We start from the raw sequence: 26,506 nt of genomic DNA, 5'->3' as shown, positions 1-26,506 counted from the left end.
CGCGGCCCTTCGGCTCACGAGCCATGCGCTCAGCTGTCCGCCAGCTCCCGGACGGCGGCGGCGAAGAGGTCGCCGCGCTCGCCGTAGTTGGTGAACATGTCCATCGAGGCGCAGGCCGGGGCCAGCAGCACCGTGTCACCCGATTGGGCGAGTGACGCGGCCGTACGAACCACTTCGGCCATCGCCACCGCGCCAGTCTGGCCCTCGGCCGCCTCGATCACCGGGACATCCGGCGCGTGTCGCGCCAGCGCCTCGCGGATCAGCGCGCGGTCCTCACCGATCAGCACGGCGGCGCGTAGCCGCTCGGCCGCGCCCTGGACCAGGTCGTCGAAGGTGGCGCCCTTGGCCAGTCCGCCGGCGATCCAGACGATCGGCCGGTAGGCGGCCAGCGAGGCCGCCGCGGCGTGGGTGTTGGTGGCCTTGGAGTCGTCGATGTACGTGACCCCGCCGACCACGCCGACCTCGGCGATCCGGTGGGCGTCCGGCCGGAAGGCCCGCAGGCCCTCACGGACGGCCGCCGGCTCGACGCCGTACGCCCGGGCGAGCGCGGCGGCGGCGAGCGCGTTGGCGACGTTGTGCGGGGCCGGCGGGTTCACGTCCTCGACGGAGCCCAGCTCGGCGGCGCTCTTGGCGCGGTCCGGCACGAAGGCCCGGTCCACCAGCAGGCCGTCCACCACGCCGAAGTTCGACGGGCCGGGCGAGCCGAGGCCGAAACCGATCGCCCGGCAGCCCTCCTCGACGTCGGCCTCGCGGACCAGCGCCTCGGTGGCCGGGTCGGCCAGGTTGTAGACGCAGGCGACGACGTTGCCCTCGTAGATCCGGCCCTTGTCGGCGGCGTACGCCTCCATCGAGCCGTGCCAGTCGAGGTGGTCGGGCGCCAGGTTGAGCACGGCCGCCGAGTACGGGCGCAGCGAGGGAGCCCAGTGCAGCTGGTAGCTGGAGAGCTCGACGGCGAGCACGTCGTACGGCTCCTCGGCGAGCACCGCGTCCAGCACCGAGACCCCGACGTTGCCGACGGCGGCGGTGCGCCTGCCGGCGGCGGTGAGGATCGAGGCGAGCATCTGGACGGTGGTGGTCTTGCCGTTGGTGCCGGTGACGGCCAGCCAGGGGGCGGGCTCGCCGGTGGACTCCAGCGGCTTGCGCAGCCGCCAGGCCAGTTCGACGTCGCCCCAGACCTCCACGCCGGCCGCCTCGGCGGCGGCGAACAGCGGGCTGCTGGGCGGCCAGCCGGGCGAGGTGACGACCAGCCGGGTGCCCTCGGGCAGAGTGTCGCCGTCGCCGAGGCGGACGGTGACGCCCTGCTGCTCCAGCTCGTCCGCGCGGGCCTTCAGGCCCTCGCCGGAGCCGCCGTCCACGACGGTGACCCGGGCGCCGAGGCCGCGCAGCACGCGGGCGGCGCTGATGCCGGAGACGCCGAGCCCGGCGACGGTGACCGGCAGTCCGGCCCAGGCGAGGTCGGTCATCCGGTCACCCATCCCGCGTAGAAGAGGCCGAGACCGACGGCCACGCAGAGGCCCTGGATGATCCAGAACCGGACCACGATCAGGACCTCGCTCCAGCCCTTGAGTTCGAAGTGGTGCTGCAGTGGCGCCATCTTGAAGACGCGCTTTCCGGTCATCCGGAACGAGCCGACCTGGATGATCACCGACAGGGTGATGATCACGAAGAGGCCGCCGAGCAGCGCGAGCAGCATCTCGGTGCGCGAGCAGATCGCGAGGCCGGCCAGGGCGCCGCCGAGGGCCAGCGAGCCGGTGTCGCCCATGAAGATCTTGGCCGGCGAGGTGTTCCACCAGAGGAAGCCGAAGCACGAGCCCATCAGGGCGGCGGCGACCACCGCGAGGTCCAGCGGGTCGCGGACGTCGTAGCAGTTGGCGGTGGCGGAGATCGAGTAGGCGCAGCTCTGGCCGTACTCCCAGACGCCGATGAAGGTGTAGGCGCCGAAGACCATCACCGAGGCGCCGGTGGCCAGGCCGTCCAGACCGTCCGTCAGGTTCACGCCGTTCGACATCGCGGCGATCATGAAGTAGGCCCAGATGACGAACAGCACCGGGCCGACGGACCAGCTGAAGTCCCGTACGAAGGAGAGGTGCTGGGACGCCGGGGTGAGCCCGCGGTCGTCGGCGAACTGCAGCGAGAGGATCGCGAAGGCGAGGCCGACGAAGGACTGGCCGAACAGCTTCGCCTTGGCCCGCAGGCCGAGCGAACGGCGCTTGACGACCTTGATGTAGTCGTCCAGGAAGCCGACCAGGCCCAGACCCACCGTCAGGAACAGCACCAGCAGACCGGAGGCGGTCGGGGTCTCGCCCGTTATCGCCTTGGTCGCGAAGTAGGCGATCAGCGTCGCCAGGATGAAGGCGATACCGCCCATCGTGGGCGTGCCGCGCTTGCTGTGGTGGGCCTTGGGGCCGTCGTCACGGATGTACTGGCCGTAGCCGTGCTTGGCGAGCAGCTTGATCAGGGCCGGGGTGCCGAGCAGCGACAGGACCAGGCCGATCATGCCGGAGAAGAGGATCTGCTTCATCAGTTGGCCGCACCGTCCGCGAGCAGCGTTTCGGCCACCTTCTCCAGCCCCACCGAACGGGACGCCTTCACCAGGACCACATCCCCCGGCCGCAGCTGACTGCGCAGCAACTCGACCGCCGCGTCCGCGTCGGACACCAGCACCGACTCCTCACCCCACGAACCTTCGTTCCTAGCGCCCAGTTCCATACAGGCCGCCTCACGCCCGCCGACCGCCACCAGCTTGGTGACGTCGAGCCGGACCGCGAGCCGCCCGATGGCGTCGTGCTCGGCCAGGCTTTCCTCGCCGAGCTCCCGCATCTCGCCGAGCACCGCCCAGGTACGGCGGCGCTCCGGGCCGCGCCCTCCCATCGAGACCAGCGCCCGCAGCGCGGCCCGCATCGAGTCGGGGTTCGCGTTGTAGGCGTCATTGACGACGGTGACACCATCGGCCCGGTCGACGACCTCCATGCGCCAGCGGGACAGCGCACCCGCCTCGCTCAGCGCTTCGGCGGCGTCGTCGACGGACATCCCGAGCTCCACCGCCACCGCTGCGGCGGCGAGGGCGTTCGAGACGTGGTGCTCACCGTACAGGCGCAGCTGCACGGGTGCGGAACCGGCCGGGGTGGTCAGCGTGAACGATGGCCGCCCGGTGGAGTCCAGGCGAACATCCTGTGCGCGGACGTGGGCGTCCGGCGACTCCCCGAACAGCACCACCCTGGCCCTGGTCCGGGCCGCCATCGCGCGCACCAGCCGGTCGTCGGCGTTGAGGATCGCGGCGCCGTCCGCGGGCAGTGCCTCGACCAGCTCGCCCTTGGCCTCGGCGATCGCCTCCTGGGAGCCGAACTCGCCGACGTGCGCGGTGCCGACGTTCAGCACCAGGCCGATCCGGGGCGGGGTGATCGAGGTGAGGTACTCGATGTCGCCCTTGTGCCGGGCGCCCATCTCCATCACCAGGTGCCGGGTGCCGGGCTCGACCCGCAGCGCGGTCATCGGGTGCCCGATCTCGTTGTTGAGCGAGCCGGGCGGGTAGACGGTGTCGCCCAGGCGCTGGAGCAGCTGGGCGATCAGGTCCTTGGTGCTGGTCTTGCCGGCCGAGCCGGTCAGCGCCACCACGGTGGTCGCCTCGGCCCGGGCGACCACGGTCCGGGCCAGCTTGCCCAGCGCGTCCACCACGCTGTCGACCAGCACGGCGGGCACACCGACCGGCCGGGAGGCCAGCACCGCGACGGCGCCGGCCGCGACGGCCCGCTCCGCGTAGTCGTGTCCGTCCACGTGCTCGCCGGCGAAGGCCGCGAACAGGCAGCCGGGGCGCACCTTGCGGGAGTCGACCTCGACCGGGCCGGTCACCGGGGTCGCGGGGTCGGCGCCGTCCAGGGTGCCTCCGACTGCTGCGGCCACCTCGGCCAGGGTCAGTGCGATCACGGCTGCTCTACTCCTCCGGTGCCCCGGGCGGCCGTGGTCTGCGTGATGGATTCGCGCAGCACCTCCCGGTCGTCGAAGGGGCGGATCTCGTCTCGTACGTACTGGCCGAGCTCATGGCCCTTGCCGGCCACCAGCACGGTGTCCCCGGCCTGGGCGCGGGCCACCGCGAGGTGGATCGCCTCGGCGCGGTCGGGGACGACCAGGACGGCCCCGCGCTCGGCCTCCGGCACCGAGGCGGCGCCGGTCAGCATGGTGGCGAGGATCGCCACCGGGTCCTCGCTGCGCGGGTTGTCGCTGGTCAGCAGGGCGGTGTCGGCCAGCCTGGCGGCGATGGCGCCCATCGGGGCGCGCTTGTGCGGGTCGCGGTCGCCGCCGCAGCCGACCACCACGTGCAGCCGGCCCTTGGTGACCTCGCGCAGCGAGGCGAGGACGGCCTGCAGCGCGTCGGGCTTGTGCGCGTAGTCGACCACCGCGACGAACGGCTGTCCGGCGTCCACCCGCTCCAGCCGGCCCGGTACCCCGGGCACCGCGGCGATCCCGGCGACGGCCTGCTCCAGCGGCAGCCCGGCGGTGACCAGCACGGTGATCGCGGCCAGCGCGTTGGCGACGTTGAACGGACCGGGCAGCGGGACGGCGGCGTCGGCCTCGGCGCCGTCGGGGCCCAGCACCCGGAAGGTCGAGCCCACCGGGCCGAGCTGGACGTCCACGGCCCGCCAGTCGGCCTCGGGCGCGCCGTTGGCGGAGAACGAGGCCACCGGGATCTTCGCCTCGGCGGCCAGCCTGCGCCCGTACTGGTCGTCCAGGTTGACCACGCCGCGCCGGGACTTGCCGGGCTGGAAGAGCCGGGCCTTGGCCTGGAAGTAGTCCTCCATGTCCGGGTGGAAGTCGAGGTGCTCGGGGGTGAGGTTGTTGAACAGGGCGACGTCGTACGTCACCCCGTCGGTGCGGCCGAAGACCAGCGCGTGGCTGGAGACCTCCATGGTCACCGCGTCCGCGCCGCGCTCGCCCATCACGCCGAGGATCGCGTGCAGGTCGGTGGCCTCGGGGGTGGTCCGCTCGCTCTTGATCCGCTCGCTGCCGACCCGCATCTCGACCGTGCCGATCACCCCGGGGTTGCGCCCGGCGCCACGCAGGCCGCCCTCGACCAGGTAGCACGTGGTGGTCTTGCCGTTGGTACCGGTCAGCCCGAGCATCAGCAGCCGCTCGGAGGGCCGGCCGTAGACGGCGGCCGCCAGCTCGCCCATCCGGGCCCGCGGCCGGTCGACCACCAGCAGCGGCAGGCCGGTGCCGGCCGCCAGCTCGGCGCCGGGCGGGTCGGTGAGCAGCGCCACCGCGCCCGCCGCGGCGGCCTGGGCCGCGAAGGCCGCGCCGTGGTGGTTGGCGCCCGGGAAGGCCACGTACACGTCGCCCGGGCGCACCGCGCGGGAGTCGTGGGTGACGCCGGTGACCGGGCCTCCCTCGACGGGCGCGAGGCCCAGCAGACGGGCCAGCTCGGCGAGCGGCAGGGCGGCCGTCTCGGCCGGGCGGGGCGGGCTCACGGTGATTTGATCGGGTTTCGGCACGGCGGGAAGGCTATCCGCCGAAGGGTGTCCAGGGCCAAACCGGGCCCTCGCCGCGCCGTCGTCCCACCCCGCCCGCTCGTTGCTCATGGTCGATCACGGCTTCCACTCGACGGCCAGGTTGGGCGCCTCGCTACCGCTCGGCGGCACCTGCAGGGTCTTCAGGGTGAACTCCATCACCTGCTTGAACACCGGACCGCAGAGCTGGCCGCCGAAGTGGCCGTTGACCGGGCCCTGGAGCACGCAGGAGACGGTCACCCGGGGAGCGTCGGCGGGGGCGAAGCCGATGAAGGACGCGGTGTAGCCGTCGTAGCCCTTGCCGTTCGCCGCCCCCCGGTTGGCCGTACCGGTCTTGCCCGCGATGCGGTAGCCGGGGATGGCCGCCTTGCCGCCGGTGCCCTGCTCGTCGGAGACGACCGACTCCAGCATCTCGGTGAGGGTCTTGGCGGTCTGCTCGCTGACCACCCGGGACTCCGCGCCGGGCGCGGCCGGGGTGTACTTCCCGTCGGGCGCGGTGGTGCCCTGGACGACGCTGGGCGCCACCCGCACGCCCCCGTTGGCGATCGTGGAGTAGACGGAGGTGGCCTGCAGCGCGTTGACCGTCAGCGGGCCCTGGCCGAACGAGATGTTGTACTTCTCCGACGCGACCAGGTCCTCCGGCTTCTTGAGCCCTCCGGCGGTCTCCCCGGGGAAGCCGAGACCGGTGGGCTCGCCGACGCCGAACTTGCGCATGTAGCCGTCGAGGATCCGGTTGGCCTCGGCCTGGTCGGCGCCGAGCGTCTCGGCGGCCTCGATGGTACCGATGTTGGAGGACTTGGCGAGCACCCCGGCCAGCGTCAGGTACCAGGTGCTGTGGTCGATGTCGTCCTTGAACTCCTGGCCGGCCCGGACCAGCCGGTTGGGGACGGTGACCTTGGTGTCCCAGGTCGCCTTGCCGGAGTCCAGCACGGCGGCCATGGTCATCAGCTTGGCGGTGCTGCCGGGCTCGTACGCGTCCTGCAGCGCGGGGTTGCCGAGCTGGGAGGACCTGGCCGTGCTCAGGTCGTTGGGGTTGAAGCCGGGCGAGGAGGCCATCGCCAGCACCTGACCGGTCTTCACGTCCTGGACGATCACATAGCCCTTCTCCGCCCCGGAGTTGGCGACCTGGTCGGTGATGGCCCGCTGGGCGGCCCACTGGATGTCCCGGTTGATGGTCAGCCGCAGGTCGGTGCCGGGCACGGCCGGGTCCAGCGAGCCCCCGGCGGTGGGCACCAGCCGGCCGCCCGCCTGGGCGTAGCTGCTGTGGCCCTCCTTGCCGGCCAGCTGCTTCTGGTACTGCTGCTCCAGGCCGCCGGCGCCCTCGCCCTCGGCGTTGACGAAGCCGACCAGGTTGGCGGCGAGGCCGTCCGAGGGGTAGACCCGCTTCTGGGTGTCCCGGTTGAAGACCCCGGCCAGCGGGTTGGCGCACTCGTTGTCCACCCTGGTCCGCCCGCCCTCCTCGGCCGGCTTGTTCAGCAGCCGCTTCTGGGCCAGGCAGGCCTTGGAGTTCGCCTTCTTCTCCAGGCTCGACTTGAGGTCGCTGATCTGGTTCTTGGTGTCCGGGGTCTGCTGGGCGGCGAGCCGCTTGTAGCGCGTCTTGGGGGTGTGCAGGTCGGCGGCGATCTTCTCCTTGGGCAGGCCGAGGATCGGTGCCAGCAGCGCGGCCGCCTGTTCCGGCGCGTCCGGGATCCCGGAGGACGCCGGGGTGAACATGGCCGGGTCGGCGGTGATGTCGTACGCGTCGACGGTGGTGGCCAGCGCCACGCCGTCGGCGGACGTTATCGAGCCGCGCTCGGCGGTGATCGGGATGCTCTGGTAGCGGTTGGTGTTGGCGTCGGCGGCCAGCGCGTCCGAGTCCAGCAGCTGGAGCTGGACCAGGCGGCCGGCGAACACCGAGAACACCAGCGACATCACGACGGTGATCACCCGCAGCCGGCGGCGCGGGTCGGCCAGCCGGATCCCCTTCGGCCGCTGCGGCGGGCGGGGCCTGGGGCGCGGCTTGGCGCCCGCCTGACCCCGGGCCGTCGGGCGGCCCTCCGGGCGGCGCTGCTGCGGGGCCCGGGGCGTCCTCGCGGCGGACGGCTGCTGCGCCCTGGGGGGCTGCCCCTTGGGCGCCTGGGTCTTCGGGGGCTGCTTCGACCGCGCGGACTGGGGCTTGGCCGGCTGCGCCTTGCCGGGCTGGGCCTTGCCGGACTGGCCGCGCGGGGCGGGCGGCCGCCGGCCGCCCGTGCCGCCGGTGGGCTGTCGGGGCGTGCTCATCGGCCCGCACCTCCGCTCGCGGGCGGCGCCGGGTTGATCTGGACGGTGCCGTCACCGACGGTGGCCGCCGGCGCCGGGGCGCTCTGCTGCGCACTCGGCGCGGGCTGCCTGCCCGGCCACGGTTCGGCGGTGGACCGCTTCACCGGGGGGCTGTCCTGGGCCGGACCGGGTTTGCCGATCACCGTGCCGCCGTTCTGGAGATCGAGGAAGGCCATCCCGCCGGCCGGCACCATGCCCAGCTCGCCGGCCCGGCGCGCGAGCGCGTCCGGCGCGGAGCTCTGGTCGATCTGGTGCTGGAGGCCCTGCTGCTCGTCGGTGAGCACCGTGGTCTGCCGCTGCAGCTTGGACAGCTCGAAGGAGCCTTCGTTGAGCGCGGTGTTCAGCGCGAGCAGCCCGAGCATCCCCGCCGCCAGCAGGACCACCACCAGGACGGCGAACGGCGTCCGCCCCCGGGAGCGCCGCCCCGGCCGGACCGTGATCCGCGCCCTGCCGCCCTGTCCGGGGAGCACTGCTCTCCCCGCCCCGCCTCCGGCCACCGGCCCCACGCTCTTCCTCCGCCCTTCGGACCGCCCCGGAGCCTGGTCAGCCCCGGGTGCTTCGGTCCCTGATCCTCTCCGCCACCCGCAGCCGCACGGGCGCGGCACGCCGGTTCTCCTCGATCTCCTCCTCGGTAGCCAGTTCGGCACCGCGAGTGATCAGCTTCAGCCAGGGCTGGTGCTCCTCCGGGATGAACGGCAGCCCGGGCGGGGCGCTGCTGGTCGCCCCGGCCGCGAAGTACTGCTTGACCAGACGGTCCTCCAGCGACTGGTAGGACATCACGGCGATCCGCCCGCCCAGCGCCAGCACGTCCAGCGCCCCCGGGATCGCGCGGTCCAGCACCTCCAGCTCGCCGTTGACCTCGATCCGCAGCGCCTGGAAGGTGCGCTTGGCCGGGTTCCCGCCGGTGCGCCGGGTGGCGGCCGGGATGGCGTTGCGTACCAGATCGACCAGACGCGCGCTGGTGGTGAACGGTTCCTTCTCGCGCTCCCGCACGATCACCGAGGCGATCTTGCCCGCGAACCGCTCCTCACCGTAGACCTTGAGGATCCGGGCCAGCTGCCCGTGACTGTAGGTGTTCAGCACCTCGGCCGCGCTCAGGCCGCGGGTCTGGTCCATCCGCATGTCCAGCGGGGCGTCCTGGGCGTACGCGAAGCCGCGCTCCGCCTCGTCCAGCTGCATCGAGGAGACGCCGAGGTCGAACAGAATGCCCTGCACCTCGGCGATGCCGAGCCGCTCCAGCACCTCGGGGATCTCGTCGTAGACGGCGTGCACCAGGGTGGCCCGGTCGCCGAACGGGGCGAGGCGCTCGCCGGAGAGCTTCAGCGCGGCCGGGTCACGGTCCACCGCGACCAGCCGGACGTCCGGGAACTGGGTCAGCAGGGCCTCGCTGTGCCCGCCGAGGCCGAGGGTGGCGTCCACCACCACGGCGCCCGGCCGCGAGATCGCCGGGGCCAGCGCGTCCATGCACCGCTGCAGCATCACAGGGACGTGCTTGGGGGCCGGATCGTTGGTGCTCATGCGCGGTGGCGCCCTTCCTCGGTGCGAAGCAGCCCGATGTCCGGGAGCTCCGACCATTTTGGCCCACCGCGCACCGGAGCCGACGCATGGGGCCGTGACGCGGCCCGTGGTCCCCGCCCGCTCAAGGGGAAGGTCGTGACCGCCCGGCGCCGGGGAAGGTGCGCCAGGTGACACGGAGCGGGTGGAGGCCACGGGCCGCGTCGACCGCGGCACCGGCCGGAAAGGCCCGGTTGACGGGGTCCGGCGGGTGTGCTCCACTGCGCGGCAACTCTATCGCGCGCACCCGGTCAGTCAATGGCCCGCTCCGGCGCACCACCCGGGCGGCGGTACGGATCGCCGCAGGTCGCGAGCGCCGGGGCGGACCGCCGTCGGCGCAGCCCCGGAGGCGCGTGGGACTGCCCCGCACACCGGCCCGCCGGGCCTCCGAGAATCCGGACGAATGGGGTCAGAACGCCCTGACCAGCACCTCCGGGACCTGCCGCGTTGTGGATATGCGCTCGGTCACAGCCGCCCGCTCTGTAGCCCCCCACCCCACCACGAGCGCGGAAATCGCACTAACGTCTCCAGCATGACAGTGACCCCCGACCGGCCCACGCCGACCGCCGCTGCCGGCTCCGCCAAGCCGACCATCATCGACCGCTTCGTGGCGGCGAACCGCGAGTACGCGGTGACCTTCCGCGACGGGGGCATGGACGCCCGTCCGGTCCAGAAGATCGCCGTGGTGGCGTGCATGGACGCCCGGCTCGACCTGTTCGCGGCGCTCGGCCTCGAACTCGGCGACGCCCACGTCATCCGCAACGCCGGCGGCGTCGTCACCGACGACACCATCCGCTCGCTCACCATCAGTCAGCGCGCCCTGGGCACCCGCTCGATCGCGCTGATCCACCACACCGGCTGCGGCCTGCTGGGCCTCACCGAGGACTTCCGCCGCGAGCTGGCGCAGGAGGTCGGCCAGCGCCCGCAGTGGGCGGTGGAGGCCTTCACCGACCTCGACAGCGACGTCCGGCAGTCCATGCAGCGGGTCCGCACCTCGCCGTTCCTGCTCCACACGGACGACGTGCGCGGCTTCGTCTTCGACGTCCACACCGGGCTGCTCCGCGAGATCGGCTGACCCCTCCCGTCCCACCGGCCACGTCCAGGCCCGGCCAGCGTCGCCCGGGCCCCGCCGGGCGTCCGCCCGTACCGTCTCGGAGCGCTTCCGCTCCGCCCCTGACCGCTTCCCCGGTGCTTCCCGGCCGGATGGTGACTTCTGGCCACCGCCCGGGGGAGAATGCGCCTGCCGGTCTGACCCCGAACCACCTGGGGCGGCCAGGCCGCAGGCCGTACCCCGGCACCGGCTCCCTGTTCGGAACCGCTCCCGGAGGGGCCGCGTCAAGCATGGGGTGGGGGCCGGTCTCGGGGTGAGGCGGGCACAGCGTGCCAGGGAGCGAACGGGTGACGAGCTACAACGATCAGGCCGGTCTCGAAGGTCGTGCGGGAGGCGGCCGGCGGACCGGGGAAGCCCACCCGGCCGGTCTGCCCGAGCTCGGCGCGGTCGTCGACCGGGTGCGCGCCAACATCGAGAGCGTGATCGAGGGCAAGCCGGAGGCCGTCCGGATCGCGCTGACCGTCCTGCTCGCCGAGGGCCACCTGCTGCTGGAGGACGTCCCCGGCGTCGGCAAGACCATGCTCGCCAAGGCGCTGGCCCGGTCCGTCGACTGCACCGTGCGGCGCATCCAGTTCACTCCGGACCTGCTGCCCTCCGACGTCACCGGCACCAACATCTACGACCAGCACCAGCGCGACTTCGAGTTCCGCCCGGGCGCGATCTTCGCCCAGATCGTGGTCGGCGACGAGATCAACCGGGCCTCGCCGAAGACCCAGTCCGCGCTGCTGGAGTCGATGGAGGAGCGGCAGGTCACCATCGACGGCACCAGCTACGAACTGCCCTCGCCGTTCATGGTGGTGGCCACGCAGAACCCGGTCGAGATGGAGGGCACCTACCCCCTCCCGGAGGCCCAGCGGGACCGCTTCATGGCCCGGATCTCGATCGGCTACCCGAGCACCGAGGCCGAGCTCGCGATGCTCGACGTGCACGCCGGTGCCAGCCCGCTGGAGGACCTCCAGCCGGTGGCGCACGCCGCCGACATCCTCAAGCTGATCGAGCTGGTGCGCACCGTGCACATCGCCGAGCCGGTCCGCCGCTACGCCGTCGACCTGGTCGCCGCCACCCGCAGCAGCCACGAGCTGCGGCTCGGCGCCTCGCCGCGCGCCACCCTGCACCTGGTGCGGGCCGCCCGCGCCGCCGCCGCCCTGGACGGACGCGACTACGTCACCCCGGACGACATCCAGCGGCTCGCCGTCCCGGTGCTCGCCCACCGTCTGATGCCGACCGCGGAGACCCAGCTCAGCCGCCGTACCGCCGAGCAGATCGTGGTCGACCTGGTCGCCCGGCTGCCGCTGCCGCGCCCGCAGGGCAGCCCGGCCGTCCGGAGGGGCTGAGGTGGGGCCGTCCGACGCACCGTCAGGCCTGCGCGCCGGCCTGCGCGGCCTCACCACCCGGGGCCGCTCCTTCCTCGCCGCCGGGCTGACCGCGGTGGTCTGCGCCTACCTCCTCGACCAGGACGCGCTGCTGCGCGTGGGCGTGCTGCTCGCCGCGCTGCCGCTGGCGGCCGCGCTGCTGCTGGCCAGCACCCGCTACCGGGTGGCCAGCGGCCGCCGGCTCAGCCCGCGCCGCGCCACCGCGGGCCAGGAGGCCCGGGTCCATCTGCGGGTCGACAACGTCTCCCGGGTGCCCACCGGCCTGCTGCTGCTGGAGGACAAGGTCCCGTACGTACTCGGGCCGCGCCCGCGCTTCGTCCTGGACCGGGTCGAGCCGCGCGGCAACCGCGAGGTCTCCTACCGGGTCCGCTCCGACCTGCGCGGCCGCTACCCGCTCGGCCCGCTCCAGCTGCGCCTCTCCGACCCGTTCGGGATGTGCGAGCTGAACCGTTCCTTCACCGCCTCCGACACCCTGACCGTCGTCCCGCAGGCGCAGCCCCTGCCGCACGTGCGGCTGAGCGGCGAGTGGGCCGGCCAGGGCGAGAGCCACACCCGCACCCTCGCGCTGGCCGGGGACGACGACGTGATCCTGCGCGAGTACCGGCCCGGTGACGACCTGCGCCGGGTGCACTGGAAGTCCACCGCCCGGTACGGCGAACTGATGGTGCGGCGCGAGGAGCAGCCGCAGAAGGCCCGGGCCAGCGTCCTGCTGGACACCCGGGAGGTCGGCCACCGGGGCAACGGCCCCGCGTCCTCCTTCGAGTGGGCGGTCGGCTGCGCCGCCTCGGTCGCCGTCCACCTGCTGGAACGCGGCTACCAGACCCGGCTGCTCACCGACACCGGCCACTGCGTGCCCGGCCCGGCCGCCGGCGGCAACACCGCGGCCGACGCCTCCGGTCTGATCCTGGACGCGCTCGCGGTGGTCGACCTCTCCGACGGCGGCGGGCTCTCCCGCGCCGAGGAACCGCTGCGGGCCTCCGGCGAGGGCCTGCTGGTCGCCGTCCTCGGCGAGCTGGACGAGGCCCAGACCGCCCGGCTGGCCCGGCTGCGCGGCCGGACCGGCGGCGCCGTGGTCTTCCTGCTCGACACCGACACCTGGGCCGGCCTGCGGCTGCTCGCCCCCGAGACCGGCGGTGACGAGTTCCGCGCCCGCGTCCAGCAGCTGCGCGAGGCCGGCTGGACGGTGCTGCCGGTCCGCGCCGGGGACTCCGCCCCCGACCTCTGGCAGGCCGCCGACCGGGCCAAGGCGTCCTCCCCCTACCGAGAAGAGGCCGGCGCGTGACCACCCGGGCCAAACTGACCGTGTACTCGGCGCTGGCCACCGCACTGGCCGCGCTCTGCCTGACCCCGCTGCTCACCACCAAGAGCTGGATCATCAACGCCTTCGTGGTGATCGCGGCGGTCGCGGCGGTCGGCGCAGGCCTGCGCCGGACGCCCTTCTACCGCTGGACGGTGCCGCTCGGGCAGCTCCTCGTCCTGTTCGTCCTGCTGCTGGTCGGCTTCGCCGGCTCCACCGCCGTGTGGGGCGGCGTCGTGCCCGGGCCGCGGTCGGTGCACACCCTCGGCCAGGTCCTCGGCACCGGGCTGGACGACATCCAGGAGTACGCCATCCCGGCGCCGCCCAACCCGGGCCTGCGGCTCATCCTGGTCGCCTCCGTCGGGCTGATCGCCGTCGTGGTGGACACCGTCGCGGTGACCTACCGGCGCTCGGCGCTGGCCGGGCTGCCCCTGCTGGCCCTGTACTCGGTCGGCAACGGCCTGGCCGGCAGCGGCGGCAGCTGGATCTGGTTCGCACTGGCGGCCGGCGGCTACCTGGTGCTGCTCTTCGCCGAGGGCCAGGACCGGGTCTCCCGCTGGGGCCGGGTCTTCCGCGGCAGCTCGCGCGGCACCGGGGGCACCGGCGCGCTCAGCCAGGGCGGCCAGCGGGTCGGTGTACTGGCCCTCGCGCTGGCCCTGCTGCTGCCGGTCTTCCTGCCGCGCTGGGACGCCGGCCTGATCCACGGCACGTCCGGCCCGGGCTCGGGCAAGGGCTCCGGCTCCGGGGGCGCGGCCAGCCTGGACCCGCTGGTCACGCTGGAGGCCGCGTTCAACAGCCCCAGCGACGAGGTGCTGCTCAACTACCGCATGGACGGCGACCAGGCCCAGTCCACCTACCTGCGCACCGGCTCGCTGGACACCTTCGACGGCGCCTCGTGGAAGCTCGTGAGCACCGGGCTGGGTGACCTCAAGAACCTCCCCCGCCCCGCAGGGCTCACCGACGCCGACCTCCCCACGATCGACGGCGACTTCGAGGTCACCGACCGGCTGGAGTCGGCCTGGCTGCCGGTGCCCTACCCGGCCAGGAGCATCACCGTCCCCAACCCCGACAGCTGGCAGGTGGACGCCCTCACCGGCACCGTGCAGCCCACCAAGGACAAGGCGATCAAGGGCCTGAAGTACCAGGTCAGCGCCCTGGACGTACGGCCGACCGCCGCGGAGCTGCGCACCGCGCCCGCCGCCCCGGCCCAGATCGTCGAGCACTACACCGAGCTGCCCAGGGAACTGCCCCCGGTCGTCGCGGAGAAGGCGCTGGCCGTCACCGCGAAGGCGCGCACCCCGTACGACAAGGCGCTGGCCCTGCAGTCGTGGTTCACCGGTCCCGAGTTCACCTACGACACCAAGATCCAGCCGGGCACCGGAAGCTCCGCGATCGAGACCTTCCTGCGGGACCGCAGGGGCTTCTGCGTCCACTTCGCCTCCACCATGGCGGCGATGGCCCGCACACTGAAGATCCCCGCCCGGGTCGCGGTCGGCTTCACCCCCGGCGACGCCAAGGGCGGCAACCAGTTCTCGGTGACCGGGCAGAAGTACCACGCCTGGCCCGAGCTGTACTTCGAGGGCTTCGGCTGGACGCGCTTCGAGCCCACCAAGAGCCGCGGCGTGCAGCCCAGTTACGCCGACCCGGTCTCCGCCCCCGCCACCGCTCCGACCCAGCAGCCGACCGCCGCCGCGCAGAGCACGGCCCCGGTGGCCGCGCCCTCCGTCGGCAGCGACTGCGACCCCAGGCTGCGTCGGCTGGGCGAGTGCGAGGACCGGAAGAAGACCGCCGCCGGCGCCCACGAGGAGTCCTGGCTGCTGTCCTGGCAGGTGCTGGGCACCCTCGCCGGGGTCCTGGTACTGATCGCGCTGCTGCTCACCCCGATGTTCTGGCGGACGATGCTGCGCCGGCGCCGGATCGGTCCGGGCGGGCGCCGCCGGCCGGGCGGCAGCGGGCCCGCGGAGCTGACCGACGAACAGGTGCTGGCCGCCTGGGACGAGTTGGTCGACTCGGCCTGGGACCTCGGCATCCCGCCGGACGAGTCGCGCACCCCGAGGTCCGCCGCCCGCCGGATCTCCGAGACCGCCGAGCTGGACGAGGCCTCGGCGGCGGCCGCCGGGCGGGTGGCGCTGGCCGCCGAGCGGGTGCTCTACGCCCGCGACGCCCGGATCGCCGCGCCGCTGGCGGCGGACGTCCGGACCGCCCGGGACGGCCTGTGGGCCGGAGCCGGCCGGACCGGCCGGACCAGGGCGATGCTGTTGCCGCCGTCCTCGGCCCAGTTGTCGTGGCGGATCTCCGACGCCGTGCTGGCCGCCCGGCTCGCCGTCCGTGGCCGGGTCTCCCGGGTGACCGGGGCGGTCACCGGGCCGGTACGCCGGGCCTGGGGCGGGCTGCGGCGCCGGAAGGGCGGCGGGGAGTCCGGGGAGTCCTGAGGGACGCCCCCGGGACGGAACGCAGAGGGCGGGCAGTCGGTCCGACTGCCCGCCCTCTGCGGCTGTTCCAGGTGTGGCCGTTCAACCGTGGACCCCGACGGCTCCGGCCCTTCGGCTCAGAGCCCGCTCTGCTCGTCCCGGCGGCGCTGCCAGCGCTGCTCGACCCGGTCCATCATCCCGGCCTTGCGGCGCGGCGCGGCGGCCGGCCGGGGGCCGGAGCCCTGGCTCGCCGGACCACGGCGCCAGCCCGTCACGGCGAAGACCGCGCACCCCAGCATCACCAGGAACCCGACGATGCTGACCCAGATCTGGTCGGGGACGACCATTCCGCCCATCAGCAGGCCGATGCCCACCACGAATCCCCCGACGGCCAGGTAGACCCGCCGACGGGTGTAGGTGCGCAGCCCGGTTCCCTCAAGCGCCGACGCGAATTTGGGATCTTCGGCATACAGCGCTCGCTCCATCTGGTCGAGCAGTCGCTGCTCGTGCTCCGAGAGCGGCACGGAGTCCTCCTACTCGTCGGTCGCGGGTGCGACCGGTCCGCCGCCCCGGTCGGGGAGGCAAGTCCAATCAGCCATCAGGGCACGCGGTCGGACGCCTGTGCGGGGGGACCCGACCCGTGTCGTCCATATGCCCCATGCGTCCGGCTGTCATGCTTTCCGGCTTTACCCAGATCATACGGTCCACGGACCTGTTACGGGGTGGTCGGCTTCGCGTGGGCCGGGCCACCCCGACCGGTCCCGGCCGCACTGTGCCCAACGCCGCACACCCCGGACAAGTGCCCGATCCGATGGAATCGGCCGAGACCTGGGGACCTTCGGAGACGACCGGCAGGAGACCGGTGGGCGAACCGCCGCCGGACACCCGGCGGACGGTGTGCGAAACCTCTGCGGAGCGGGTGTGTGGGGCGGGTGTGCGAAACGTCTCCGCCGGGGGTCAGGCCAGCGTCGCCAGGACGTGCAGCTGGGTCGCCACGGCGTGGAAGGCGGGCTGCCCGGCGGCGGCCTCCTCCAGCTTCAGCAGCGCCTCCAGCGCGCCCGGCTCGGTGTCCACCAGCACACCGGGCACCAGGTCGGCGAAGACCCGGACACCGTGCACCGACTCCACCCGCAGACCGGCGCCGTCGGCCAGCCGGCCCAGCTCCTCGCCGGTGAAGCGGCGCGGCATCGGGTCGTTCTCGCCCCAGCGGCCGTCCGCGGCGCCCAGCACCGTCCGGGCCTCGGTGAAGTGGCCGGCGAGCGCGCGGGCCAGCACCGCGCCGTTGCGGTTGGCGGCCAGCAGGCTGACCAGGCCACCCCGGCGCAGGGTGCCGGCCAGGCTGCCGAGCGCCTCGGCCGGGTCGTCCACGACCTCCAGCACGCCGTGGCAGAGCACCGCGTCGACCGTCCCCGGCGCGACCAGCTCGGGGAGCGTCTGGGTGTCGCCCTGGACGGCGCGGACCAGGTCGGTGACACCGGCCTCGGCGGCCCGCCGCTCCAGCGCGAACAGGGCGTCGGGGCTCGGGTCGACCACGGTGACCCGGTGGCCGAGCCGGGCGACCGGCACGGCGAAGTTGCCGGTGCCGCCGCCGGTGTCGACCACGTCGAGCACGGGCTGGTCCAGCTCGGCCGCCCGCTTCTCCAGGGCGGTGCGGACCACCTCCCACACCACGGCGGTACGCAGGGCGCTGCGGGGACGCGTCGGGTACAAGGCGGGGCTCCTCGGCACATGCAGATCGATCAGGATGCCTCCACCTTAGTCCGGGCCGACGGGCCGGGCCGCGCCGCCGGCCGTCGGCCGCGGACCGGGCCGCGCCGCCGGTCACCGGCGGCGGGCCGGGCGGTCACCGTCGCCGTCGTCGGCACCGCCGTCAGCACCGCCGTTGTCGCTGCCGCCGCCGTCGTCGTCCAGCGGCAGCCTCGGGGCGGGCGGCGCGGGGCGCAGGCCGAGCAGGCGCTCGACCAGGCGCAGGAAGAGGGCCGAGTTGCGGATCAGGTCGTCGGCGTCGCGGGCGGAGGCGGCGCCCCTGATCCCGGCCTCGGCGGCGGCCCGGCGGCGGGCGCCGGCCGCGAAGTAGACCGCCCACTCGGCGAGCTCCGGCGCCACCTCGGGCAGCACCTCCCAGGCGCTGCGGATGGCCTTGCGCCGCCGGGGGCTCTTCTCCGGCCGCCCGCGCACCGCGAGCACGGCCGCGACGGTGCGCAGCGCGGCGAGATGCGCGGCGGCGTACCGCTCCAGCGGGTCCTCCAGGGCGCGGGCGCGGTCGAGCGTGCGGTGGGCGTCGGCGAGCAGGTCCAGCGCGGCCGGCGGGGCGGCGGCCCGGCGCGGCACGGGGTGGACGTCCCCGCGGCCCGGACGGGCGGCGGGCTGGGGGGAGGCCGGTGGGTGGGAGGCGGGGTGGAGGCGGGCGGTGACGGGCTCAGGGTGGCTGATGGTCATGGTCTCCCCCGGTCCGAGGCAGCGCGCGAGCCGGGTGGCCCGTGCTCCTCCATCGTGAACCGGACCACTGACAACGCGGTCGCGAGCGATGGCGCGGCCACTCGCCGTGCGGGCGCACAGGTGTGCGCGCGGGCGTACGTCCGGGCGTGCGGGTGGGCGTGATTCGGGTGGGCGTGCGTATTTGCGTATGAACGGGCCCGGTTCCGGATAGCCGCCCTCGGGCGTGCGGGCGTGCGTGTGGGCGGCGGGCATCGGCCGGTCCTCCCGGCCCCGCACCACCGCCCCGCACCGGCCGAAGCGCCGTCCCCCCACGGACGGCGTTCCGGCTCTCCCCCGTCGCCGCCCCCCCCGGCCGTGCTCCGCCGCCCCGTGTCGGCGGTGCGCGGCCTCCGGCCGGCTCCCGTACGGACCCGCCGGTGCCGTCCCGCCGGCCTCTCACTGCCGGTGGACGGCACCTGTCCGCCTCCCGGTCCGGCGCGCCCGACGCGCTCTCCGTCCCGGTGCCCCTACTGTCCCGTCCCCGCAGGTCGGAGGCCATCCGCTCAGATACTCAACCGCTTTTCTGAGTATCCGTACTCAGTCCCTTCCGGGCCGGGAACCGGCCGCCCCCGGCCGGCGTCCCGGGTACGGTACGGCGAGACCGGGTGGACCCGGCAGGCGCTCCGAGGAGGGAGACCGATGACGATCGTGCCGCTGATCTTCACCAGCGGGCTGGCCAGTGGGATCAACGCGTACGCGGTGGTGCTGCTGCTCGGGCTGCTGGGCCGGTTCGCCGGGACCGACTCGGTGCCGTCGGCGCTGGAGCGCACCGATGTGCTGATCGCCGCCGCCGCGCTGTTCCTGCTGGAGGCGGTGGCCGACAAGATCCCCTACGTGGACAGCGTCTGGGACGCCGTCCACACCGTGATCCGCCCGGTCGCGGGCGCCACCGTCGGCGCGCTCCTCGCGAGCGCCGACCCGGGCTCGCTCGGCGAGGTCGCGGCGGGCGCCATGGGCGGCACCACCGCACTGGTCAGCCATCTGGTGAAGGCCTCGCTGCGGATGGCGGTCAACACCTCGCCCGAACCGGCCAGCAACATCGTGGTCAGCCTGGCCGAGGACGTCTCGGTCGCCGGGCTGGTCACCCTGGCGATCTTCCACCCGTGGCTGGCCGCGTCGGTCGCCGCCGTGCTGCTGGCCGTCGGCCTGCTGCTGGTCTGGTTCGCGATCAGCCGGATCCGCCGCTTCCGGGCCCGCCGCCGCGAGCGCAGGGCCGCCCGCGCGGCCGGCCCGCGACCGGCGGAGGCCGCGGCCGGTGAGGCGGGGGAAGGATCGTGGGCGGCGCGGTCATAGGATCGGGTGCCATGGCACGGATCGTCATCATCGGCGCAGGAATGAGCGGGCTCGCGGCGGCTTCCCGGCTGGCGACCCTCGGACATCGGGTGACGGTCTGCGAGGCCGGGGGCACGTACGGGGGCATGGTCGGCCGGTACGAGCGGGCCGGCTTCGCCTTCGACACCGGCCCCGGTCTGCTCACCCTCCCGGCCGTCTACCGCGACCTCGCGCTGAAGACCGGCAAGGAGCCGCTGGAGCAGCTGGTCGAGCTGGTCCCGGTGGACCCGGAGAGCCTGCACCTCTTCCCGGACGGCACCGTCCTCACCCTGCCCAACGCCTCCCGGGCCGGTTACATCCAGGCCCTGGACGCCGCGTTCGGCCCTGGCTCGGGCGCCCGCTGGAGCGAGGTGATGAACCACGGCCGCACCGTCTGGGAGACCACCCGCCGCCCGCTGCTGGAGGAGCCCCTCCCGGCCGACCCGGCCCCGCTGCACGGCGACCCCTACCCCACCCCGCCCCGCCAGGGCCTGGCCCGGCTGCGCCGGCCCCGCCCGTGGACCCTCGCCGACGTCGCCGCCCGCGAACTCGGCGGCCACCCCGGCCCGACCGCCCTGCTGCACGAGCACGCGCTGCGCTTCGGCCTCGACCCGCGCACCGCCCCGGCGAGCGCCACCGTGCTGCCGTACATGGAGCAGTCCTTCGGCGTCTGGTACGTGCGCGGTGGCATCCGCGCGCTGGCCGAGGCGGTGTACCGGCGGTGCGAGCAGCGCGGGGTGACGTTCCGCTTCGACACGCCGGTGACCAAGGTGGCGACCCGGGACGGCCGGGTCTGCGGCGTCCAGACCAAGGGCGACCGGCTCGACGCGGATCTGGTGGTCTCCTCGATGGACGCCAGGGTGCTGCACACCGGCTGGACGGGCCCGGCCGAGTCGTCCGACGACTGGCCCGCCGCCGCCCAGCGGCTGCACGGCGTGCCCGGGCGGGTCAGCGTGCTGCTCGCGCTGCGCGGCGCCCGTCCGGCCGGCACCGCGCACCGCACGGTGGTGCACGCGGCGGACCCGGCCGCCGAACTCGCCGGGATCTTCACCCCCGGAGCCCCGCTCGCGGACCGGCCGACCGTCCAGGTGCTGCGGCCCGACGACCCGTCGCTCCACCCCGAGGGCCACGAGAGCGTGGTGCTCACCGCGACCACGCCCTCACTGGACTTCGACTGGGGCGCGCCCGGCGCGGCCGACCGCTTCGCCGACCGGATGCTCGCCCACGTCGACGCGGCCGGCCTGGGCCTCGGCGAGCGGGTGCTGTGGCGGGTGGTGCGCACGCCCGAGGAGACCGAGCGGGAGACCGCCTCCTTCTTCGGCTCGGTGCCCCCGCCCGCCCTGGCCGGCGCCGACGGCGCGCTGCTCCAGGCGCCGAACGAGGACTTCCCCGGTCTCTACCTGGTGGGCGGCGCCGCCCACCCCGGCGGCGGGCTGGCCAGGGTGGGCATGTCCGCCTGCATCGTGGCCAACCTGGTCGGTCCCGCCTAGGGCCTGCCCGCCCAGGGCCACGCCCGGCGGCCGTCAGCCCTGCTGCCAGGTGTTCTGCTGCTGGTAGCCGTAGTCGTAGGACGGCTGCTGGGGGATGACCGGCTGCTGCTGCGGGTGCTGCTCGGGCTGCCACTGCTGCTGGGCGTTCGGGTCCCAGGCGGGCTGCTGCTGGTAGCCCGCGTACTGCTCCTGCTGCTGATAGCCCGCGTACGGGTCCGGCTGCTGCTGGTAGCCGCCGTAGCCCTGGTCGTAGGTGAACGCCGGCTGCTGCTGGGTCTGCCACTGCTGCTGGTCGTAGCCCGGCTGCGGCTGCTGCTGGACGTCGTAGCCGGACTGGTAGGCCCCGGCGTACGGGTCCGGCTGGACGGCCTGCTGCTGCTCGTGCTGCTGCTCGTAGTAGGCGGGGGCGTAGACGCCGTCCGCGGCGAGCTCCTGCATCTCGAAGGCGGCGGTCTGCTCGACGGCCGGGACGGCCTCGGCCGCCACCGGGGCTGGCCCGGGGGGCTCCTCGACCGCGCCGACCTCGCCGATCCTGGCCGCCGCCGCGGTGGCCGCGGCCACCGCGGCGCCGCCGGTCAGCGCCCCGAGCAGCGGGACCTTGGCCAGCGGTCCGGGCAGGCCGCCGTCGGCCTTGCGCAGCGACCAGCCGGACGTGTAGCCGCGCTTGACCGAGAGGGTGACGAAGGTCTGGCCGACCGCGAACAGCGCGGCGCCCGCACCGATCACCACGACCGAGCCGATCGCCATCCCGGCGGCCACCCCGAGGAAGCCGCCCAGGGCCAGACCGCGCCAGTGGATCGGGGCCCGGTTCTGCAGCAGCAGCTCGGCCACCAGCCAGAGCGCCACCACCGCCAACGCGGCGTACAGCAGCAGGTATCCGACACCCATCCGCCCGCTACCTCCAGTCGCGTGCCCGCGCGCGCCGCGCGTGTGCGGCGACTGTACCGGTTCAACGGCCCGGGTACCGCATCGCGTTCCCGGCCGCCCCCGGCACTTCTCCGGCCGGGGCGGCCGGGCCGCTCAGCGCTGGTGCAGACCGAGGTTCTGGTAGATCTCCAGCGTCGCGGTCGAGTGGTTGAGCGTGATGAAGTGCAGGCCGGGGGCGCCCTCGGCGAGCAGCCGCTCGGACATCGCGGTGGCGTGGTCCATGCCGACCTCGCGCAGCGCCACCGGGTCGTCGATCACGGCCCGCAGCCGCTCCTCCAGGTCGGCCGGGAAGGCCGAGCCGCTCAGCTGGGGGAAGCGGTCCAGCTGCTTGGCGTTGGTGACCGGCATGATCTCCGGGATGATCGGCGCCTCGCAGCCGGCCGCCGTGACCCTGTCGCGCAGCCGCAGGTAGTCGTCGACCTCGAAGAACATCTGGGTGATCGCGTAGTCGGCGCCCGCGCGGATCTTCCCGACGAAGTGCCGGATGTCCTCGTCCCAGTCGGTCGAGCGCGGGTGCATGTTCGGGGAGGCGGCGACGCCGACGCAGAAGTCGCCGATCCCCTTGATCAGCTCCACCAGCTCGTACGCGTAGGTGACCCCCTGCGGGTGGCTCACCCACTCGCCCGTCGGGTCGCCGGGCGGGTCGCCGCGCACCGCGAGGACGTTGCGTACGCCCTGGTCGGCGTAGTGGCCGATGATGTTGCGCAGCTCGGCGATCGAGTGGTCGACCGCGGTCAGGTGGGCGACCGGCGTCAGCGTGGTCTCGGTGGCGATCCGGCCGACCATGTTGACCGTGCGCTCGCGCGAGGAGCCGCCGGCCCCGTAGGTCATGCAGACGAAGTTCGGGTCGAGCGGTTCGAGCCGCCGGATGGCGTCCCAGAGCCGCTGTTCACCGACCTCGGTGCGCGGCGGCATGAACTCGAAGGAGAAGGACCGCTTGCCAGCCGCCAGGAGCTCGCGAACCGTCTGCGCGCGGTCTGTTCTGGTGGAAGCGACGCCGAGTGCCATGCTGGCAGGTTAACCGTCGGGCAAAGGACCCGGACAACCGAGGTCCACGGATTGAGACAATCGGTGGACGGCGTTCCGGATCCCGGCCGGCCGTCGTCCGTACAGGCGTTCCCAGCCGCCCGGCTAGGCTTGCCGCACCCCAGCGAACCTCCGGAGCCTCATCGTGACCTCGCCCACCAGCCGCCCGGCCAGCCCCATTGACGTGGAGGACGTGCGCGAGCGGGTGAACGCCGCGCTCGCCGGGTTCATGGACGGCCAGTCGGCGCTGCTGGGGAAGATCTCCCCGCGGCTGGCACCCGCCGCCGACGCCCTGCGCGACTTCCTGCTCGACGGCGGCAAGCGGCTGCGCCCGGCGTTCTGCTACTGGGGCTGGCGCGGCGCCGGCGGCCCGGCCGGGGGCGACGGCATCGCGCACGCGGCGGCCGCCCTGGAGCTGCTCCAGGCCAGCGCGCTGGTCCACGACGACCTGATGGACCGCAGCGACACCCGGCGCGGCCTGCCCTCCGTCCACCGCCGCTTCGAGGCCCTGCACCGCGAGAGCGGCTGGCGCGGCGACCGCGAGCAGTACGGCGCCTCCGCGGCGGTGCTGCTCGGCGACCTGCTGCTGATCTGGTGCGACGAGCTGTTCCTGCGCTCGGGCCTGGAGCCGGCCGCGGTGCTGTCCGCCAAGCCGGTGTTCGACCTGATGCGGACCGAGGTCATGGTCGGCCAGTACCTGGACGTCCTGGAGCCGGTCGCCGGCGACTCCGCCGACGCGGGCGCGCTGGAGCGGGCCCAGACCGTCCTGCACTACAAGTCGGCCAAATACACCATCGAGCGCCCGCTCCAGATCGGCGCGCTGCTCGCCGGCGCCGGGCCCGGGCTGGTCGAGGCGTACGGGGCGTTCGGCCTGCCGCTGGGCGAGGCGTTCCAGCTCCGGGACGACCTGCTGGGCGTCTTCGGCGACCCGGCCGTCACCGGCAAGCCGGCCGGGGACGACCTGCGCGAGGGCAAGCGCACCCTGCTGGTGGCGCACGCCATGCGCGGGCTGTCCGCGGCCGACGCCCGCCACCTGGACGAGCGGCTCGGGGCACCGGACCTGGCGACCGAGGAGGTCACCCGGCTGCGCGCGCTGGTGGAGCGCAGCGGCGCGCCCGGGCTGGTGGAGCAGCGGATCGAGGAGCTGATGCGCCAGGCGCTCGGCGCGCTGGAGGCGGCGCCGCTGGCGGACGAGCGGGCCCGCGAGGTGCTGCTGGCGCTGGCCGAGGCCGCCACCGTCCGCAAGTACTGACCGGTACCGGGGGTACGGCGGGCGGGTACGGGCGGACGGCGGCGGGCCCGGCGGGGTCAGGCCCGCAGCCGCCGGGACAGCTCGGCGGCGGCCGCCCGCGGGTCGTCCGCGCCGGTGATGGCGCGCACCACCACGATCCGGCGGGCGCCGGCCGCCAGCACCTGGTCCAGGTTGCCGAGGTCGATGCCGCCGATGGCGAACCACGGCCGGTCGGTGTCCCGCGCGGCCGCGTACGAGACCAGGCCGAGGCCCGGCGCGTGGCGGCCGGGCTTGGTCGGGGTCGGCCAGACCGGCCCGGTGCAGAAGTAGTCCACGCCGGGCTCGGCGATCGCCGCGTCCACCTCGGACTCGGCGTGGCAGGACCGTCCGATGATCACGTCCTCGCCGAGGATCGCCCGGGCGGCCGGCACCGGCAGGTCGTCCTGCCCGAGGTGCAGCACGTCGGGGCGGGCGGCGTGCGCGACGTCGGCGCGGTCGTTGACGGCCAGCAGCCTGCCGTGGCGGCGGCAGGCGTCGGCGAAGACCTCCAGGGCCGCCAGCTCCTGCCTGGCCTCCAGGCCCTTGTCCCGCAGCTGGACGATGTCCACCCCGCCGGCCAGCGCCTCGTCCAGGAACTCGGCGAGGTCGCCCTGCTCGCGGCGGGCGTCGGTGCACAGGTAGAGCCGGGCGTCGGCGAGCCGCCGGCGCGGGGTGTCCGCCGCCATCAGATCAGCATCGCCTGGGCGCGGCGCTTCACCTCGGTGCCGCGGTTCTCACACAGCGCCTGGATGGGGCTGCCGGGCAGCGACGGGTCCTCGGTGAAGAGCCACTCCAGGATCTCCATGTCGTTGTACCCGCAGTCGCGCAGGACGGTCAGGGTGCCCGACAGGTGCTTGACCAGGCCCTGGCCGTCGATGAACGCGGCAGGCACCTGCAGCGACTTGTTCGGGCCGCGCCGGACCGCGATCAGCCCGCCGCTGCGGACCAGGTCGCGGACCTCGGTGACCCGCACGCCCCACTGCTCCGAGATGTCGGGCAGGTACATCCACTCGGAAACGAGGGTTTCAATCTTGCTTTCGATCTCACTCACGCCACCAGACTGCCACCTCCACGGCCCGCCGCGCACCACTCACCACCCGCCGCACACCCGTCACAGGTCCGTCGAGCACCGGGGCGGCCGCCTGCGGGCCCCGCCGCGCTACCCGGCGAGCGCCGACTTCAGCGGCACCGCGGGGTCCGCCGCCAGGGCCGGGTCCAGCGCCGTACCGCGCTCGATCAGCCGGCGGCCCTGGGCGAGGTCGCGCGGACGGTCCACCGCGAGCAGGGCGCGCGGCACACCGTCGCGCAGCCAGAGCACCGACCAGGACGGCTCCCCGGGTGAACCGCGCCACAGCGGCTCGTCACCGGCCCCGTGCCGCCCGGCGTACTGGACCATGCGGCCGAACTGCTCCGACCAGAAGTACGGCACCGGATCGTAGGGCGCCTGCGCGCCGAGGACGGCGGCGGCCGCCGCCGCGCCGGACTGCAGCGCGTGGTCCCAGTGCTGGACGGCCAGCCGGACGCCGGAGCGCGCCGACGGATAGCTGACGCAGTCCCCCGCGGCGAAGACGCCGGGCAGGCTGGTGCGCAGCCGCTCGTCCACCAGGACGGCACCGGCCGCGTCCAGTTCGACGCCGGAGCCGGCCAGCCAGCCGGTGGCCGGCCGGGCGCCGATCCCGACCAGCACCTCGTCGGCCGGCAGGTGCGAGCCGTCCGCCAGCAGCACCGCGCCGGGCTCCACCGCCGCGACCCCGACGCCGCAGCGCAGGTCCACCCCGGCCTCGGCGTACCAGGCGGCCATCGCCCGGCCGATCCCGGCGGGCAGCGCGCCGGGGACGGGCGCCGGGCCCATCTCGACGACCGTGACCTCGCACCCCGCCGCCCGGGCGGCGGTGGACACCTCGGCGCCGATCCAGCCCGCGCCGACCAGCACCAGGCGCAGGCCCGGCCGGAGCAGGGCACGCAGCGCCAGCGCGTCGTCCAGGGTGTGCAGCAGGTGCGCGCGCTCGGCGCCGGGCAGGGCCCGCGGGGCGGCACCGGTGGCGATCACCAGCGTGCCGTACGGCAGATCGCCGGCGTCGGTGTGCAGCACCCCGGGGGTGAGGCCGGTGGCGCGGCGGCCGGTGAGCAGTTCGACGCCCAGGTCCGCGAAGTCGAGGTCGAGGGTGGTGGCATCGGCCTTGCCGAGCAGCACCTCCTTGGAGAGCGGCGGCCGGTCGTACGGCGCGTGGGGCTCCTCGCCGACCAGCACGATCCGCCCCTGCCAGCCGCCCTGCCGCAGCCCCGCGGCGCACTGCGCCCCGGCCAGCCCGGCCCCGACCACGACCACCTGATCCGTCCCGCTCAGCTCTGCCACGCCGTCACTGTACTCAGCGGCGGCCGTCCGTCCGGGCCCCACCCGGGCTCGGGTCCACCCCTCGTACGCGCCTTCGGCCGGGGCGGGACGCGGAGTTAAGGTG

At 74.5% G+C, this 26,506-nt stretch carries 22 protein-coding genes; 7 read left to right on the top strand and 15 right to left on the bottom strand.

All coding sequences use genetic code 11. The features are described from left to right. Positions 1-29: 29 nt before the first annotated feature. The 7 genes from murD to rsmH form a co-directional block, all read right to left on the bottom strand. Positions 30-1,463, bottom strand: a complete 1,434-nt coding sequence (gene murD / locus ACIO5D_RS14740; protein WP_400795529.1) for a UDP-N-acetylmuramoyl-L-alanine--D-glutamate ligase — start codon at positions 1,461-1,463, stop codon at positions 30-32. After that, entirely contained in the window at positions 1,460-2,521 is a 1,062-nt protein-coding gene (mraY, locus tag ACIO5D_RS14735) for a phospho-N-acetylmuramoyl-pentapeptide-transferase (RefSeq protein WP_363607310.1), read from the bottom strand. Before mraY ends, murD begins: the two co-directional genes overlap by 4 nt. Beyond that, positions 2,521-3,924, bottom strand: a complete 1,404-nt coding sequence (murF, locus tag ACIO5D_RS14730; protein ID WP_400761552.1) for a UDP-N-acetylmuramoyl-tripeptide--D-alanyl-D-alanine ligase — start codon at positions 3,922-3,924, stop codon at positions 2,521-2,523. The genes mraY and murF overlap by 1 nt, the downstream gene beginning before the upstream one ends. Beyond that, positions 3,921-5,486 carry a UDP-N-acetylmuramoyl-L-alanyl-D-glutamate--2,6-diaminopimelate ligase gene (locus ACIO5D_RS14725; RefSeq protein ID WP_400795311.1) on the bottom strand — a complete coding sequence of 522 codons (1,566 nt, stop codon included), beginning with the start codon at positions 5,484-5,486 and terminating at the stop codon, positions 3,921-3,923. The genes murF and ACIO5D_RS14725 overlap by 4 nt, the downstream gene beginning before the upstream one ends. A 93-nt stretch (positions 5,487-5,579) precedes the next feature. Continuing rightward, positions 5,580-7,760 (bottom strand): penicillin-binding transpeptidase domain-containing protein, encoded by a 2,181-nt coding sequence (locus tag ACIO5D_RS14720; RefSeq protein ID WP_400795309.1) that lies wholly within the window; start codon positions 7,758-7,760, stop codon positions 5,580-5,582. Further along, positions 7,757-8,269 carry a cell division protein FtsL gene (locus ACIO5D_RS14715; RefSeq protein WP_363607306.1) on the bottom strand — a complete coding sequence of 171 codons (513 nt, stop codon included), beginning with the start codon at positions 8,267-8,269 and terminating at the stop codon, positions 7,757-7,759. Before ACIO5D_RS14715 ends, ACIO5D_RS14720 begins: the two co-directional genes overlap by 4 nt. A 73-nt stretch (positions 8,270-8,342) precedes the next feature. Continuing rightward, the gene (gene rsmH / locus ACIO5D_RS14710) at positions 8,343-9,317 is read right to left on the bottom strand and encodes a 16S rRNA (cytosine(1402)-N(4))-methyltransferase RsmH (RefSeq protein ID WP_363607305.1); all 975 of its coding nucleotides are present in this window, start codon (positions 9,315-9,317) and stop codon (positions 8,343-8,345) included. Between the two features lie 568 nt (positions 9,318-9,885). On the opposite strand from rsmH, the gene ACIO5D_RS14705 reads away from it, so the two are divergent. From ACIO5D_RS14705 to ACIO5D_RS14690, 4 genes are all read left to right on the top strand, one after another. Continuing rightward, entirely contained in the window at positions 9,886-10,428 is a 543-nt protein-coding gene (locus ACIO5D_RS14705; RefSeq protein WP_363607304.1) for a carbonic anhydrase, read from the top strand. 323 nt (positions 10,429-10,751) lie between these two features. Beyond that, complete coding sequence (locus tag ACIO5D_RS14700; RefSeq protein WP_400656616.1) at positions 10,752-11,798, top strand: AAA family ATPase; 1,047 nt, start codon at positions 10,752-10,754, stop codon at positions 11,796-11,798. A 1-nt stretch (position 11,799) separates the two neighbouring features. After that, a complete protein-coding gene (locus ACIO5D_RS14695) occupies positions 11,800-13,119 on the top strand; it encodes a DUF58 domain-containing protein (RefSeq protein WP_400761559.1) in 1,320 nt (439 codons plus the stop codon). Next, a complete protein-coding gene (locus ACIO5D_RS14690) occupies positions 13,116-15,566 on the top strand; it encodes a transglutaminaseTgpA domain-containing protein (protein WP_400795307.1) in 2,451 nt (816 codons plus the stop codon). Before ACIO5D_RS14695 ends, ACIO5D_RS14690 begins: the two co-directional genes overlap by 4 nt. Before the next feature lie 116 nt (positions 15,567-15,682). Here the strand turns inward: ACIO5D_RS14690 and ACIO5D_RS14685 are convergent, their stop codons facing one another. The 3 genes from ACIO5D_RS14685 to ACIO5D_RS14675 all read right to left on the bottom strand — a co-directional run bounded on the left by ACIO5D_RS14685 (position 15,683) and on the right by ACIO5D_RS14675 (position 17,984). Further along, positions 15,683-16,069, bottom strand: coding sequence for a DUF3040 domain-containing protein (locus tag ACIO5D_RS14685; RefSeq protein ID WP_363607301.1), 387 nt, complete (start codon positions 16,067-16,069; stop codon positions 15,683-15,685). Between the two features lie 433 nt (positions 16,070-16,502). Further along, entirely contained in the window at positions 16,503-17,255 is a 753-nt protein-coding gene (locus tag ACIO5D_RS14680; protein ID WP_363607300.1) for a methyltransferase domain-containing protein, read from the bottom strand. Between the two features lie 111 nt (positions 17,256-17,366). Then, complete coding sequence (locus ACIO5D_RS14675) at positions 17,367-17,984, bottom strand: SAV_6107 family HEPN domain-containing protein (protein ID WP_400656608.1); 618 nt, start codon at positions 17,982-17,984, stop codon at positions 17,367-17,369. Positions 17,985-18,662: 678 nt separating this feature from the next. Between ACIO5D_RS14675 and ACIO5D_RS14670 the strand changes: the two genes are divergently transcribed. Both ACIO5D_RS14670 and ACIO5D_RS14665 read left to right on the top strand, forming a co-directional pair. Then, the gene (locus ACIO5D_RS14670; protein WP_400761564.1) at positions 18,663-19,316 is read left to right on the top strand and encodes a DUF4126 domain-containing protein; all 654 of its coding nucleotides are present in this window, start codon (positions 18,663-18,665) and stop codon (positions 19,314-19,316) included. An 11-nt stretch (positions 19,317-19,327) separates the two neighbouring features. Next, entirely contained in the window at positions 19,328-20,824 is a 1,497-nt protein-coding gene (locus ACIO5D_RS14665; protein ID WP_363607297.1) for an NAD(P)/FAD-dependent oxidoreductase, read from the top strand. 33 nt (positions 20,825-20,857) lie between these two features. On the opposite strand, the gene ACIO5D_RS14660 is transcribed toward ACIO5D_RS14665, so the two are convergent. Both ACIO5D_RS14660 and metF read right to left on the bottom strand, forming a co-directional pair. Continuing rightward, positions 20,858-21,712, bottom strand: coding sequence for a hypothetical protein (locus ACIO5D_RS14660; protein WP_400795305.1), 855 nt, complete (start codon positions 21,710-21,712; stop codon positions 20,858-20,860). 132 nt (positions 21,713-21,844) lie between these two features. After that, positions 21,845-22,759 (bottom strand): methylenetetrahydrofolate reductase [NAD(P)H], encoded by a 915-nt coding sequence (gene metF / locus ACIO5D_RS14655; RefSeq protein ID WP_363607295.1) that lies wholly within the window; start codon positions 22,757-22,759, stop codon positions 21,845-21,847. A 163-nt stretch (positions 22,760-22,922) separates the two neighbouring features. Between metF and ACIO5D_RS14650 the strand changes: the two genes are divergently transcribed. Further along, a complete protein-coding gene (locus tag ACIO5D_RS14650; RefSeq protein WP_400795303.1) occupies positions 22,923-24,029 on the top strand; it encodes a polyprenyl synthetase family protein in 1,107 nt (368 codons plus the stop codon). Positions 24,030-24,085: 56 nt separating this feature from the next. Here the strand turns inward: ACIO5D_RS14650 and thiE are convergent, their stop codons facing one another. The 3 genes from thiE to ACIO5D_RS14635 form a co-directional block, all read right to left on the bottom strand. Continuing rightward, entirely contained in the window at positions 24,086-24,733 is a 648-nt protein-coding gene (gene thiE, locus ACIO5D_RS14645; RefSeq protein WP_363607293.1) for a thiamine phosphate synthase, read from the bottom strand. After that, on the bottom strand, positions 24,733-25,098 hold the full coding sequence (locus ACIO5D_RS14640; protein WP_363607292.1) for an Rv2175c family DNA-binding protein: 366 nt from the start codon (positions 25,096-25,098) through the stop codon (positions 24,733-24,735). The genes thiE and ACIO5D_RS14640 overlap by 1 nt, the downstream gene beginning before the upstream one ends. Positions 25,099-25,206: 108 nt before the next feature. After that, positions 25,207-26,403 (bottom strand): NAD(P)/FAD-dependent oxidoreductase, encoded by a 1,197-nt coding sequence (locus ACIO5D_RS14635; RefSeq protein ID WP_400795301.1) that lies wholly within the window; start codon positions 26,401-26,403, stop codon positions 25,207-25,209. Positions 26,404-26,506 lie beyond the last annotated feature (103 nt).

Origin of the sequence: Kitasatospora sp. NPDC087315 (assembly GCF_044744345.1) — a bacterium.
In the GTDB taxonomy this organism is placed as follows: domain Bacteria; phylum Actinomycetota; class Actinomycetes; order Streptomycetales; family Streptomycetaceae; genus Kitasatospora.
The sequence above is the reverse complement of the archived record's forward strand: the minus strand, read 5'-3'. Positions and strand labels throughout refer to the sequence as shown.

Bases quoted from the DNA above. Each gene is read 5' to 3' on its own strand.
- murD (WP_400795529.1), bottom strand. From the start codon at position 1,463: ATGACCGACCTCGCCTGGGCCGGACTGCCGGTCACCGTCGCCGGGCTC.
- mraY (WP_363607310.1), bottom strand. From the start codon at position 2,521: ATGAAGCAGATCCTCTTCTCCGGCATGATCGGCCTGGTCCTGTCGCTG.
- ACIO5D_RS14720 (WP_400795309.1), bottom strand. From the start codon at position 7,760: ATGAGCACGCCCCGACAGCCCACCGGCGGCACGGGCGGCCGGCGGCCG.
- rsmH (WP_363607305.1), bottom strand. From the start codon at position 9,317: ATGAGCACCAACGATCCGGCCCCCAAGCACGTCCCTGTGATGCTGCAG.
- ACIO5D_RS14705 (WP_363607304.1), top strand. From the start codon at position 9,886: ATGACAGTGACCCCCGACCGGCCCACGCCGACCGCCGCTGCCGGCTCC.
- ACIO5D_RS14675 (WP_400656608.1), bottom strand. From the start codon at position 17,984: ATGACCATCAGCCACCCTGAGCCCGTCACCGCCCGCCTCCACCCCGCC.
- ACIO5D_RS14670 (WP_400761564.1), top strand. From the start codon at position 18,663: ATGACGATCGTGCCGCTGATCTTCACCAGCGGGCTGGCCAGTGGGATC.
- ACIO5D_RS14665 (WP_363607297.1), top strand. From the start codon at position 19,328: ATGGCACGGATCGTCATCATCGGCGCAGGAATGAGCGGGCTCGCGGCG.
- ACIO5D_RS14660 (WP_400795305.1), bottom strand. From the start codon at position 21,712: ATGGGTGTCGGATACCTGCTGCTGTACGCCGCGTTGGCGGTGGTGGCG.
- metF (WP_363607295.1), bottom strand. From the start codon at position 22,759: ATGGCACTCGGCGTCGCTTCCACCAGAACAGACCGCGCGCAGACGGTT.
- thiE (WP_363607293.1), bottom strand. From the start codon at position 24,733: ATGGCGGCGGACACCCCGCGCCGGCGGCTCGCCGACGCCCGGCTCTAC.